Source organism: Methylocystis sp. sgz306128 (genome assembly GCF_056032725.1).
Map to the genome: position 1 here is coordinate 151985 of NZ_JBVYWO010000005.1, position 12947 is coordinate 164931.

Sequence of the window (12947 nt, forward strand, 5' to 3'; positions counted from 1 at the left end):
CGACCGAGGAATTTCTCGCTAACGTTATCGATAACAAGAAGGGTAAGGCACGGCCTGCCCCAGACATTATCGTCGTTGCGGCCGCTCCGCGCGCACGAAAGGGGAGAAAAACTTGGCTTCGTCAATCCGCTCATCCGCTTTGGAGCCGACCGCCCGGGAACTGGCGCAGTTGAGCCCGGTCGAGCGCGTCAAGCGTCTGATCCCCGTTTACGGACTTGTTATTCTGGCCGTGGCGCTGGCGGCGCTGTTTTCCATTCTGCTGCCGACCACCTTCCCGACATTGCTAAACCTGCGTTCGATCATCTCGGACAAGGCCATTATTGCCATCCTGTCCCTCGCGGCCATGATCCCGATGGTGACCGGCAAGATCGATCTGACCATCGGTTATGGCATTGTGCTCTGGCATATTCTTGCCATATCGCTGCAGACCATGTTCGGCCTGCCCTGGCCGGTGGCGGTGCTGATTGTCATCCTGCTTGCCGCGCTGGTGGGGCTGATCAACGGGTTGCTGGTTGAGGTGGCGCAGATTGACTCGTTCATCGCCACGCTGGGTACCGGCACCATTCTTTACGCCATTGCCATGTGGCACTCGCAGGGACGGCAGGTGCTCGGCATCCTGCCCGATGGCTTTCTCAATCTGACGGCGAACGAATTCTGGGGCATTCCGCTGCCCATCACCGGCCTTTATCTGCTCATTCTCGCAACCATCATGTGGCTGGCCCTGGAATATCTGCCGATAGGCCGCTATTTTTACGCCATCGGCGCCAATCCGAAAGCGGCGAGCCTTAACGGCATTCCGGTGCGTTTTTACACCATGCTGGCGTTTATTGCTTCGGGCACATTGTCTGGCATTGCCGGGGTGCTTCTGGCCAGCAAGCTGCGCATCGGACAGGCGAGCGTCGGCCTCGAATTCCTGCTGCCGGCGCTGGTGGGCGCCTTTCTGGGGTCGACAACCATCAAGCCGGGGCGGGTCAATGTCTGGGGCACGCTGGTCGGCGTGACCATTCTGGCCATCGGCATTTCCGGTATTCAGCAATTTGGCGGCTCATTCTGGGTGGAGCCGATGTTCAACGGCTGCACGCTGCTGATCGCCATAGGTATTGCGGGCTACGCGCAGAGGAAGCGCGCGCCCGCAATGAAGAAAAAGCCCGCCGGGGAGAACCAGAGGCGGGATCAGGAGACAATCGGCAAGGATCAGCCTTAGCCGTTATAAAGGGAGGAACTCATGCTGAGACTGATGTTGCTGGGCGCGGCAAGCGCGCTTGTTCTGAGTGTCAGCGTGGCCAGCGCCGACGAATTCGTCGATATGGCCGCGAAAAAGGCCGCCGCCGCCGAGGCGCGCGCCGATAAATGGGACGGGCCGACCGCTGGCCCGAAGGCCGCCGCCGGAAAAAATATCGTATTTGTCGCCGGCGATCTGAAGAACGGCGGCATTCTGGGCGCCTCGGAGGGCGTGAAGGAAGCCGCTGCCGCCATCGGCTGGAAAGTGACCGTCATTGACGGGCAGGGCTCGGTTTCGGGGCGTACTGCCGCCATGGGTCAGGCGCTGACGCTGAAGCCCGACGGCATCGTTGTGGGCGGCTTCGACACCAAGGAACAGCAGGTTTCCTTCGATGCCGCAGCGAAGGCCGGCGTGCCGGTGGTCGGCTGGCATTCAGGCACCAAGCCGGGGCCGGAGCCCGAGGCGGGCATTTTCGCCAATGTCACCACTTCGCCGCAGGATGTCTCGGATACGGCCGCCTATGCCGCCATTGCCGACTCGAAGGGCAAGGCCGGCGTGGTGATCTTTACCGATTCGCAATATGAGATCGCCGTGTTCAAGGCCCGCGCCATGGAAGCCGTGATCAAGAAATGCGCCACCTGCAAGGTGCTTGAATTCGTCGATTCGCCGATTGCCGAAAGCTCGCAGCGCATGCCGCAGCTCACCACCACCCTGCTGCAGAAATATGGCGACGCCTGGACCTATTCGCTGGCGATCAACGATCTCTATTTCGATTTCATGGGTCCCTCGCTCTCTGCAGCCGGCAAGAAGGGTGACGGAACGCCGAAGGCCATATCCGCAGGCGACGGCTCCGAATCGGCCTATCAGCGCATCCGGGCCAAGCAATATCAGATGGCTACCGTGCCGGAGCCGCTCAATATGCAGGGCTGGCAGCTGGTGGACGAGCTGAACCGTGCTTTCGCCAAGCAGCCCTGGTCCGGCTATATTTCCGGCATTCATCTCGTGACGGCGCAAAATGTCGCCTATGACGGCGGCGCCAAGAATGTTTTTGATCCGGATAACGGCTACCGCGACCAGTATAAGAAAATCTGGGGCAAATGACACGCAAACATGCTCCGCCGGTTCAGGCGGAGCATGATGTTTAATATCGGCTGGCCCTCATTCCGCGCTATGCGCGGCCTGAGGGCCTTTTTTATGGCGATGTGGCCTCTCACGCCTTGCCATAGCCGCCGCCGGTGGGCGTGACGATGGTTATGGCTTCGCCTGCTTCCAGCACGGTCTGGGCGCAGCCGGGCAGTTCTTCGATATGGCCATCCTTGCGGCGTACGAGATTATGTCCAAGTTCTCCGCCCGCGCCGCCCTTGAGGCCAAATGTGGGTACGCGCCGGTGGCCGGAAAGAATGGCAAGATCCATTTTTTCGCGGAAGCGCACAGTGCGCGACGTGCCGTCCCCCGCATTCCATTTGCCCTTGCCGCCCGAACCGCGCCGGATATGAAAATCCTCCAGCACCACGGGGAAGCGATATTCCAGAATTTCCGGGTCGGTCAGGCGCGAATTGGTCATGTGGGTGTGCACGCCGGATGCACCGTTGAAGCCCTCTCCCGCCGGCGCGCCGGAACAGATGGTTTCGTAATATTGATATTTGTCGTTGCCGTAGGTGAGATTGTTCATGGTGCCCTGCGCGGCGGCTAAAGCGCCCAATGCGCCAAACAATGTGTCGGTGACGGCCTGCGAGGTCTCGACATTGCCCGCAACCACCGCAGCCGGATATTCCGGGCTGAGCAGTGAGCCTTTGGGCACGATGATGTGCAGCGGGCGCAGGCAGCCCGCATTCATCGGGATGTCGTCTTCCACCATCACGCGGAACACATAGAGCACAGCGGCGCGGGTGACGGGCTCGGGCGCGTTGAAATTGGTCGGCTGCTGCGGCGAGGTGCCGGTAAAATCGACGGTCGCCTCGCGCTTGCGCTTGTCGACAGTGATTTTCACCTTGATGAATGTGCCCTGATCCATCTCGTAGGAGAATTCGGAATCGCTCAGCTTTTCTATGACACGGGCGACGGATTCGGCGGCATTGTCCTGTACATGGCCCATATAGGCCTGCACCGTTTCAAGACCGAATTCGTGAATGATCTTGCGCAGTTCCTGCACGCCTTTCTCGTTGGCGGCGATCTGGGCCTTCAGATCGTTGATGTTCTGCACGACATTGCGCACGGGATATTGCGCGCCGAGCAGGAGGTTGCGCAGGGCCGTCTCCCGGAACTTGCCGCGATCCACCATCTTGAAATTGTCGATATAGACGCCCTCTTCGACAATATGCGTGGCCTTTGGCGACATGGAGCCGGGCGAGAGGCCGCCGACATCGGCGTGATGCCCGCGCGAGGCCACCCAGAACAGGATGTTCTTCTTGTGCTCGTCGAAAACGGGGGTGCAGACGGTGATATCCGGCAGATGTGTGCCGCCGTTATAGGGCGCATTGAGCGCGTAGACGTCGCCCGGTCTGATCCTGCCTGCATTCAGCCGGATGATCGTCTCCACCGAGCGGTCCATCGAGCCCAGATGCACCGGCATATGCGGTGCATTGGCCACCAGACGCCCTTCGGCATCGAATACTGCGCAGGAGAAATCCAGCCGCTCCTTGATGTTCACGGAATAGGCGGTGTTCTGCAGCGTCACGCCCATCTGCTCGGCGATCGACATGAACAGGTTGTTGAAAATCTCCAGCAGCACCGGATCGGCCCTCGTGCCGATGGCGGTGCGCTGGGCCAGCGCCTCGGTACGGGTGAGCACAACGTGATCCTTGGCGGTGACCTCGGCCTGCCAGCCCTTTTCGATCACGATGGTCTGGTGCGGTTCGATAAGGAGCGCCGGGCCCTTCATGGTCTGGCCCCGCTGCACATTGGCGCGCCGGTAGACCGCCGCCTCATGCCACTGCCCGGCGGAGAAAAACCGCGTCCGCGCATCGGCATTGGCGGGCGCCTGCGTCACGGCACCCTTGCGCTCGGCAAAGCGCGCGCCGCCGCCCACGGCTTCGACGGAGACGGCCTCCAGCATCATGGTCTTCGTGCGGTCCATGAAGCCGAAACGGGCCTTGTGCGCCTTCTCGAAGGCATGGCGCAGGCGCACCAGCGCGTCGCCGCCTTCGGGCATCGGCAGCACCAGCGCCGTATCGGTTCCGGCATAACGGATATGGGCGGAGACATGCACCTCGATATCCCGCGCGCCGACACCCTGTGCCGCCACCTCGTCGGCCGCCGCCGCGCCAAGCTGCATGCCGATATTGCGGATCGTATCCATCGCATTGACGTCGAGTTCCTCTTCCACGCCCTGGCTGCGGTGGGCGCGGATATCCGCAAGGCCCATGCCATAAGCCGACAGCAGCGAGGACAGCGGGTGAATGAGCACTGTCTTCATCGACAGTGCATCGGCCACAGCGCAGGCATGCTGTCCGCCCGCGCCGCCGAAACAATTGAGCGCATATTTGGTGACGTCATAGCCGCGCGCCACCGAAATTTTCTTGATGGCCTCGGCCATATTGGCCACGGCAATGCGGATGAAGCCGTCTGCCACTTCCTCTGGGCTGCGGCCGTCGCCGACATCGCGCGCCATCTGCGCGAAGGCGGCGCGCACGCTCTCCACATCCAGTGCTTCATTCTGCCGCGGGCCGAAGATTTTGGGGAAATAATCCGGCTGTAATTTGCCCACCATGACATTGGCGTCCGTCACCGCCAGCGGTCCGCCGCCGCGATAGCTTTTCGGGCCGGGCCGTGCGCCGGCAGAATCGGGGCCGACGCGAAAGCGCGCGCCGTCAAAATGCAGGATCGAGCCGCCGCCCGCCGCCACTGTGTGAATGAGCATCATCGGCGCGCGCATGCGCACGCCCGCCACTTCCGTCTCGAAGGCGCGTTCGTAGGCGCCGTCAAAATGCGCGACATCGGTCGATGTGCCGCCCATGTCGAAGCCGATGACCCGGTTGAAGCCTGCGCTCTTTCCGGTCTGGGCCATGGCCACCACGCCGCCCGCCGGGCCTGAGAGAATGGCGTCCTTGCCCTGAAACAGGCTGGCGGCGGTCAGGCCACCCGACGACATCATGAACATGAGCCGCGCGCCGGAGCGCCCGACATCCAGTTCCTCGGCGACCTGCGCCACATAGCGCGACAGGATGGGCGTGAGATAGGCATCCACCACCGTTGTGTCGCCGCGCCCCACCAGCTTGATCAGCGGCGAGACCTCATGCGAGACGGAAACCTGAGTAAAGCCCACTTCGCGCGCCACTTTTGCCGCCAGCTTTTCATGCGCGGGAAAGCGATAGGCATGCATGAAGACAATGGCGACGGCCACAAATCCGTCTGCCCGGGCCTTGACCAGCGCCGCGCGGATTTCCGCCTCATCGGGCGCGCGCTCGATGGTGCCGTCGGCCAGCACGCGCTCGCTGATTTCGGTTACGCCGGAATAAAGCTGCTCGGGCTTGATGATGTTCTTGGCGAAAATCTGCGGGCGCGCCTGATATCCAAGCTCCAGCGCGTCGCGAAAGCCTTTGGTGGTGACGAGCAGGGTTTTCTCGCCCTTGCGCTCCAGCAGCGCATTGGTGGCCACGGTTGTGCCCATCTTCACCGCGCCGATGCGACCGGCGGGAATGGCCTCACCCTTCGCAAGACCGAGAAGATCACGGATGCCCTGTACGGCAGCATCGCGATAGGCGGCCGGATTTTCGGAGAGCAGCTTGTGCGCGTGCAGATGCCCCGCCGGATCACGCCCGACAATATCCGTGAAAGTGCCGCCGCGGTCGATCCAGAAGTCCCAGAGCTGTGCGGCCTGTGCTGTCCTGCTGCGTGATCTTGCCATCTGATTTCTCCTTGCTGCCAACATCAACAATTTATCGACAATTTGTCAATAAGAAGATGGCGTTTTGGCTTGGTAAATAATTCGCCTTGCGCTAAACTTGCCTGAAAATGGAATCACCCATGTCTGATACACCGTCCACGTCCTCCCGCCTCGGCCCCATCGTGTCTTCAGCGCATCTGGCCACCGGCGCCCTGCCTGCGCTTTCCGAGTTTGAATTCGGACTGATGATGGCCGGTCATGCCTTCAACCGCTGGATGGTGCGCGCCATGGCGGCCAGCGGCGTCGCCGATCTTTCGGCGCTCGACATCATGGTGCTGCATTCGGTTAATCATCGCGGCCGCTCGAAGCGCCTTGCCGATATCTGCCTCGTCCTCAATATCGAGGATACGCATCTCGTGACCTATTCGCTGAAGAAGCTTTCGCAGCTTGGCCTTGTCAAATCGCAGAAGGCGGGCAAGGAAAAGGCCGTGGCCATCACGCCGCGGGGCGAATCCGTCTGTCTCAATTATCGCACCATCCGCGAGGATATTCTCATCGCCTCGGTGCGCGCGCTTGGCCTTGACGAGGCGGCGCTCTCGGACATGGCGGCGCGTTTGCGGCTCCTGTCCGGCACGTATGATCAGGCGGCCCGCGCTGCCGCGAGCCTTTGATGAATTACCGCCACGCTTTTCATGCGGGTAATTTTGCCGATGTGTTCAAGCATATCCTGCTGACGCGCATTCTGGCCTATCTCGTGCGCAAGCCCGCGCCGTTGTTTTATCTCGACACCCATGCCGGAACCGGCCTCTATGATCTGGCGTCGGATGCGGCGCAGCGTTCGCCCGAATGGCAGGGTGGCATTGCGCGTGTCGCGGGCTGGTCATGTCCGGACAAGCTCGCGCCGCTGCTGGCGCCCTATATTGAGGCGGCCATAGCCGGACAACAGCCGGATGCGCTGACATCATACGCCGGCTCGCCGCTTATTGCGCAGCGCTTGCTGCGGGCCGAAGACCGGCTCGTTCTGTGCGAATTACATCCGGAGGATGCAGAGGAGGCGCGGATACATCTGGGCCGCGACCGGCGCGTCCATATCCGCCAGGGCGACGGCTATGAAGCCCTGAACGCGCTCGTGCCGCCGAAAGAGCGGCGCGGCCTCGTGCTTATTGATCCGCCTTATGAAAAGCCCTCCGAATGGCATGATCTTGCGGCGGCGCTGAATCTGGCTCTGCGGAAATGGCCCACCGGCGTCTATGCGGTCTGGTATCCGATCAAGGATGGCCGGGAGGGCGAGATGCTGGCTGCTGCGCTGGACCCTGCGCGCATCCAGAATCTGCTCTGCCTCGAATTGCGCATCGCCGAGACAAACCGCGCTGGCAAGCATGACCGCAAGGGCCTTGCCGGAACCGGTATGCTGGTGATCAACCCGCCCTTTCCTATGGCGCAAGAAGCGCGGCTGATCCTGCCTGATCTTGCCCGGCTGCTGGCGCCCGGTCATCCTGAATGGCGTGTGGACTGGCTCCGGCAGAGCTGATCAGGCCCGGCGCGCCAACAGCAGCATGCCGCCGATGCCGGATAGCGCCGAGCCGATCAGCACGCCCGCCTTGGCGAGATCGGCCACCTGTTCCTGATCGTCGAAGGCCAGATGCGTGATGAACAGGCTCATGGTGAAGCCAATGCCGCAGAGCATGGCGACGCCGTAAAGCTGGCGCCAGTTCGCGCCCGCCGGCATATGCGCCGCGCCGAGCCTGACGGCGGCAAAGACACTGGCGAACACGCCCAGTTGCTTGCCCACGAACAAGCCAAGCCCCGCCCCAAGCGCTGCGCCGGAGAACAAGCCGCTGATGGCCAGCGCTATGCCGGCATTGGCGAAGCCGAACAGCGGCAGGATCAGCAGCGACACCAGCGGCGCGAGAGCGTGCTCCAGCCGCTGCAGCGGCGAGTGTCCCGACGAGCGCAGCGGCACGAATGCGGCGGTGAAGACGCCTGCCAGCGTCGGATGCAATCCCGAATGAAGGAAGCAGGCCCAGAGCAGCACAAAGCCGCCAAGATAGGGCCAGAGCGCCATGATATTGCGCCGGTTGAGCAGCCACAGAGCCAACATCACCAGCAGCCCGAGACACAGAGGCAGGATGTGAATCGCCGCAGTGTAAAATCCGGCGATGATCGCCACCGCGCCCAGATCATCGAGAATGGCCAGCGCCGTGAGAAACACGCGCAGGCTGGCCGGCACCCGCGGGCCAAGCACCGCGACGCAGCCCAATGCAAAGGCGATATCCGTGGCCGAGGGAATGGCCCAGCCGCGCCAGAGCGCCGGATCATGCCGGTTGATCGCAAGATAGATCAGGCTCGGCGCCGCCATGCCGCCCACTGCGCCAAAGAGCGGCAGGGTGCGGCTGCGCCAGCTGCTGAGCGCGCCGTCGACCCATTCCCGCTTGATCTCCAGTCCGACAAGCAGAAAGAACACCGCCATCAGGCCGTCGTTTATTGCGGGCTGAAAGCCGATGCCGCCATGTTCGGAAGTGAGAACCGAAAAATAGAGAGGCGCGTAACGCGAATTGGCGAGGCCAAGCGCCAGCACGCTGGCCAGAAGCAACAGCATATCGCCGGAGACCGCATTGGCGACAAAAACGGCGAAGCTGCGGAACGGTTTCAGCATGATCTCACGGCATTCCCAAATTCAGATAGAACCATGCCAAAAACCGGCCAGACAGAAGATTGATCTTTGGCGTAAATTGCCTGCAACTAGAAGCCAGATCGTAATGCTTTGCAAAGGTGAATTGCAATGAAGTCTCATGCGCAGGTAGTTGTCATCGGCGGTGGCGTGGTGGGCGCCAGTGTGCTCTATCATCTCACCAAGCTCGGATGGCGGGATGTGGTTCTGCTTGAGCGGGCGGAACTCACCGCCGGGTCCACCTGGCATGCGGCGGGCGGTGTCCATACCGTTAACGGCGATCCGAATGTCGCCAAGCTCCAGCAATATACCATCGAGCTTTACAAGGAAATCGAGGCTATTTCCGGCCAGAGCTGCGGCGCGCATATCACCGGCGGCATCATGCTTGCCGGCACGAAGGAGCGCGTCAACTGGCTGAAAATGGCGCAGGCGCGCGGCCGTTATCTTGGCATGCACCTTGAGATGATCTCCCTCGACGAGGCCTATGATCATTTCCCGCTGATGGATAAATCCAAGTTCATCGCCGCCATGTATGACCCCGTCGAGGGCCATGTCGACCCCTACGGCGTCACCCACGCCTATGCCAAGTCAGCGCAGATCGGCGGCGCCACCATCTACCGCCAGACGCAGGTCACCGATCTCACCCAGAATGAGGACGGCTCGTGGAATGTCATCACGGCGCAGGGCAATATCCATGCCGAGCACGTGGTCAATGCCGGCGGCCTGTGGGCGCGCGAGGTGGGCCGCATGGTGGGCATCGAGCTGCCCATTCTGGCCATGGAACACCAATATCTGATCACCGAGGATCTGCCGCAGCTGCAGGGCCGCAAGGAGCTTGTCCACTGTATCGACTTCGAGGGCGAGATCTACACAAGGCAGGAGCGCGGCGGGGTGCTGCTCGGCACCTATGAGCGCGCCGGCGTGCCCTGGTCGGAAAAGGAAACGCCGTGGGATTTCGGCCAGAACCTGCTGCCCAACGACCTTGAGCGCATTGCGCCCTCGCTGGAGGTGGGTTTCGATCATTTTCCGGCCATTGGCGAGGCGGGCATCAAGAAGGTCATCAACGGCCCGTTCACCTTTGCGCCGGACGGCAACCCGCTGATAGGCCCGGTGCGCGGATTGCGCAATTTCTGGGTGGCCTGCGGCGTCATGGCCGGGTTTTCGCAGGGCGGCGGCGTCGGCCTCGCCTTGTCCAACTGGATGGTGCATGGCGATCCGGGCTTCGATGTCTGGGGCATGGATGTCGCCCGCTATGGCTCATGGGCAACATTGGCCTATACTAACAAGAAGGTGCGCGAGAATTATTCCCGCCGCTTCTCGATCCGCTTTCCCAACGAGGAACTGCCCGCCGCGCGGCCCCTGCGCACCACGGGTGCCTATGACCTGCTCAAGGCCGAGAATGCGGTCTTCGGCGATTATTGCGGTCTTGAACATGCGCTCTGGTTCGCTCCCAAAGGCACGGACCCGGTCGAGGAGGTGACTTTCCGCCGCTCCAACGCCCACGAGCATGTCGCTGCCGAATGCCATGCCGTGCGCAATTCCGTCGGCCTGCTGGAAATTTCCAACTATGGCAAGTTTGAGGTCACCGGTCCCAATGCCAGCGTGTTTCTGAGCCATGTCATGGCCAACAAGCTGCCCGCTATCGGCAGGATGGTGCTTTCGCCCATGCTCAACGAACAGGGCAAGCTCATCGGCGATTTCACCATCGGGCGCCTTGCGGAAAATCATTATATCCTCATCGGCACCTATGCCGCCGAGATATTCTACATGCGCTGGTTTGAGCAGCATATGCCGGGGGAGGGCGTCGAGGTGCGTCCCTGTGCCATGGAGGTCAACGGCTTCTCGGTCGCCGGGCCAAAATCGCGCGCGCTCCTGCAGAACCTTGTGCGTGAAGACCTGTCCACCGCGGCATTTCCTTTCCTCAGCTTCAGGAAGATGGATGTCGGCATGATCCCGGCCTATGTCGGACGCGTCTCCTTCACCGGCGATCTGGGCTATGAGATCTGGGTGCATTGCGAATATCAGCGCGCGCTTTTTGAGCTGCTCAAGGACGCCGGCGAAGCTTTCGCCATCCGGCCCATCGGCGGACGGGCGCTCAATGCCCTGCGTCTGGAAAAGAGTTTCGGCACATGGGCGCGCGAATATCGTCCGATCTATGGCGCTTATGAGGCCGGGCTTGGCCGCTTCGTCGATCTGAACAAATATGCCTTTATCGGCAAAGAGGCCGCAGAAAAGGAAAAGGCGAATGGCGGGACGCTGCGCCTCGTCACCTTTGATATTGCCGCGACCGATGCCGATGCCATCGGCGACGAACCGATCTGGCATGACGGCAAGGTGGTTGGCTGGGTCACGTCCGGCGGCTACGGCCACAGCGTGCAAAAATCGCTGGCCATGGGCTATATCCCCCGCGAACTTGCCGGGGCAGACAGCGGGTTCGAGGTGGAGATCATCGGCGAACGCCGCCCGGCCCGGCTGCTCAAAGAGGCTGCCTTCGATCCCACCGGCGCAAAAATGCGCGCCTGAAGCCCGGCGGTTTGCAGTCGCCTGTCGTCCGCCGCCTGACGGGCGGCGGCGCTCACATCGGCAGGTCGAATTTTCTGGTGTCGATGTCGTCCACCGGCGGCAGTGACGGGGCTATCTGTTGCGGACGGACATAGGCCGTTTGCCGTTGCGGCGCATAATTGTCCGCGCCTATGGGTGCGGGCGGGCGCAAGAGATCGTCTATGGTTCTGGGACGCGGCGAATAGGCCTGATAAACCGGCGGCGCACCTATATTGATCGGGCCGGGACCCATCGCCACCTCGGAATTATGCGGCGCCGCATTGCGTACATTGAGTTCCGGCGCGGGCGGCAGATCGGGCGGGCCGGGCTCGTGGCCGGGAGGCAGCGGCTTGCAGATCGTGTGCATTGTTCCGTCGCGCATGAAAGAATGCCGGGCGAGATCGACGTGAATGTGGTTGTGATGATACGAATCGGCGCCGGGGGCCAGAACCGTGGTGAAATAGGAGCACGCACCGGCCTGCGCCTCATGCAGGAAGGCCTGTTTCTGGTCGTCGCGGCTGTTCCAGTCTTTCTCGACGTTGATCTCACGGCCTGAGGCGAGAACGAAACCGGCAATGTCTATGGCATTGCCGAAGGAATGTTCTGAGAGCGCTGCGCCATATTTATGGTCGATGGAGCGGCAGGAATAGGAGCCCATGGTCTTGATTTCGACAACAGGCTCGCCAAAACGCGCTTCGGCGCTGGGCTGCACGGAATTAAGTACCCATTGGTCCAGCGCGGGGATCATGGGGCAGGCGAGCGTGGCGTGGGTGTCGAGTGCGACAGTGCCACCCGCGAGTGCCGTGGTGCGGAACGGATGCACCATGCCGCAGATGCCCGGCCCGTCGATCGCGGTCATGGGTTCGGTATAGGCTGTCGGCTGCACCAGCTTTTGCGCGAGGCATGCTTCCTCGGCCTGCGTGCGCCACGCCGGACGCTGCGCACGTTCAAAAAGCGAGCACCCGGCCAGACTGATCAATGCCAGACCGAGTGCGAGATATGGTCTTACCCTACGCACCATACCATAAGGTTAGGTGGATTTATTTAAGATGCGGTTAAGCATAAGAAAACCGGAGGCGAGAGCGCTCACCAGCCGAAGAGAACCTGGCCCAGCAGCCGCCCCGGCACCAGCGTGAACAGTCCGGCGATGCAAAGCCCGGCAAAATTGCTCAGCATGATGTATTTATGCCGGGCGACATGGCCGCTGCGGATGGCCAGAAGGCCGAGCGGGATGGAGCATAATGTCACCAGCGAGAGCAGATGTATGGGGCTGAAATGCCCCGGAAACAGGCTTTGTATGCCGATGGAGGTTGCGGCTGTTGCCAGCATGAGCCCGCTCCAGATGCGGCCGCTCCATTTGTGCAGCGCGCTGCCCTTGCGCTGGACGGCGATCGAAATGCCCAGAACCAATGCGCCGATGGCCAGCATAAGATGCATTAGAACCACAGGGTTTGCGCTATAAAACGGGGTCACAGTCATTTGGTTTCCGTTGGTCTCGCGTTGCTGGTTCTGAAACCAGTTTTTAATTCCGGCACTGGCCAGCCCGATTTTTCAGATTCCAATACTAAGGAATTTCAAATCTCACAAATGAGATTATTCTCCAGCCGGAACCGTGTCAATTTCATCGCCCGTACCGCACCGGTTATTTCGGTGTGTATCACATTTTGAAATGTCGATATCTTCAATTG

At 61.4% G+C, this 12947-nt stretch carries 9 protein-coding genes; 5 read left to right on the forward strand and 4 right to left on the reverse strand.

Features of this window, described 5'->3' with window-relative positions; translation table 11 throughout:
• Window positions 1-112: 112 nt before the first annotated feature.
• The gene (locus AC0N03_RS10390; protein ID WP_474288659.1) at window positions 113-1204 is read left to right on the forward strand and encodes an ABC transporter permease; all 1092 of its coding nucleotides are present in this window, start codon (window positions 113-115) and stop codon (window positions 1202-1204) included.
• 21 nt (window positions 1205-1225) lie between these two features.
• A complete protein-coding gene (locus tag AC0N03_RS10395) occupies window positions 1226-2323 on the forward strand; it encodes an ABC transporter substrate-binding protein (protein ID WP_474288660.1) in 1098 nt (365 codons plus the stop codon).
• Between the two features lie 109 nt (window positions 2324-2432).
• On the opposite strand, the gene AC0N03_RS10400 is transcribed toward AC0N03_RS10395, so the two are convergent.
• Entirely contained in the window at window positions 2433-6068 is a 3636-nt protein-coding gene (locus AC0N03_RS10400) for a hydantoinase B/oxoprolinase family protein (RefSeq protein WP_474288661.1), read from the reverse strand.
• 119 nt (window positions 6069-6187) lie between these two features.
• Between AC0N03_RS10400 and AC0N03_RS10405 the strand changes: the two genes are divergently transcribed.
• Together AC0N03_RS10405 and AC0N03_RS10410 are read left to right on the forward strand one after the other, a co-directional pair.
• On the forward strand, window positions 6188-6718 hold the full coding sequence (locus AC0N03_RS10405; protein WP_474288662.1) for a winged helix DNA-binding protein: 531 nt from the start codon (window positions 6188-6190) through the stop codon (window positions 6716-6718).
• Window positions 6718-7578 carry a 23S rRNA (adenine(2030)-N(6))-methyltransferase RlmJ gene (locus AC0N03_RS10410; RefSeq protein WP_474288663.1) on the forward strand — a complete coding sequence of 287 codons (861 nt, stop codon included), beginning with the start codon at window positions 6718-6720 and terminating at the stop codon, window positions 7576-7578. The genes AC0N03_RS10405 and AC0N03_RS10410 overlap by 1 nt, the downstream gene beginning before the upstream one ends.
• Here AC0N03_RS10410 and nhaA read toward each other — a convergent pair whose 3' ends face one another.
• Window positions 7579-8703, reverse strand: a complete 1125-nt coding sequence (nhaA, locus tag AC0N03_RS10415; protein ID WP_474288664.1) for a Na+/H+ antiporter NhaA — start codon at window positions 8701-8703, stop codon at window positions 7579-7581.
• Window positions 8704-8829: 126 nt separating this feature from the next.
• Between nhaA and AC0N03_RS10420 the strand changes: the two genes are divergently transcribed.
• Window positions 8830-11241, forward strand: a complete 2412-nt coding sequence (locus tag AC0N03_RS10420) for a GcvT family protein (protein ID WP_474288665.1) — start codon at window positions 8830-8832, stop codon at window positions 11239-11241.
• Between the two features lie 52 nt (window positions 11242-11293).
• Here the strand turns inward: AC0N03_RS10420 and AC0N03_RS10425 are convergent, their stop codons facing one another.
• Together AC0N03_RS10425 and AC0N03_RS10430 are read right to left on the reverse strand one after the other, a co-directional pair.
• Complete coding sequence (locus AC0N03_RS10425) at window positions 11294-12280, reverse strand: extensin-like domain-containing protein (protein WP_474288666.1); 987 nt, start codon at window positions 12278-12280, stop codon at window positions 11294-11296.
• Window positions 12281-12345: 65 nt separating this feature from the next.
• Complete coding sequence (locus tag AC0N03_RS10430; protein ID WP_474288667.1) at window positions 12346-12696, reverse strand: DUF2306 domain-containing protein; 351 nt, start codon at window positions 12694-12696, stop codon at window positions 12346-12348.
• Window positions 12697-12947 lie beyond the last annotated feature (251 nt).

Excerpts from the sequence above, each read along its gene's own strand:
- AC0N03_RS10395 (WP_474288660.1), top strand. The coding sequence starts at position 1,226 with ATGCTGAGACTGATGTTGCTGGGCGCGGCAAGCGCGCTTGTTCTGAGT.
- AC0N03_RS10400 (WP_474288661.1), bottom strand. The coding sequence starts at position 6,068 with ATGGCAAGATCACGCAGCAGGACAGCACAGGCCGCACAGCTCTGGGAC.
- AC0N03_RS10405 (WP_474288662.1), top strand. The coding sequence starts at position 6,188 with ATGTCTGATACACCGTCCACGTCCTCCCGCCTCGGCCCCATCGTGTCT.
- AC0N03_RS10410 (WP_474288663.1), top strand. The coding sequence starts at position 6,718 with ATGAATTACCGCCACGCTTTTCATGCGGGTAATTTTGCCGATGTGTTC.
- nhaA (WP_474288664.1), bottom strand. The coding sequence starts at position 8,703 with ATGCTGAAACCGTTCCGCAGCTTCGCCGTTTTTGTCGCCAATGCGGTC.
- AC0N03_RS10420 (WP_474288665.1), top strand. The coding sequence starts at position 8,830 with ATGAAGTCTCATGCGCAGGTAGTTGTCATCGGCGGTGGCGTGGTGGGC.
- AC0N03_RS10425 (WP_474288666.1), bottom strand. The coding sequence starts at position 12,280 with ATGGTGCGTAGGGTAAGACCATATCTCGCACTCGGTCTGGCATTGATC.
- AC0N03_RS10430 (WP_474288667.1), bottom strand. The coding sequence starts at position 12,696 with ATGCATCTTATGCTGGCCATCGGCGCATTGGTTCTGGGCATTTCGATC.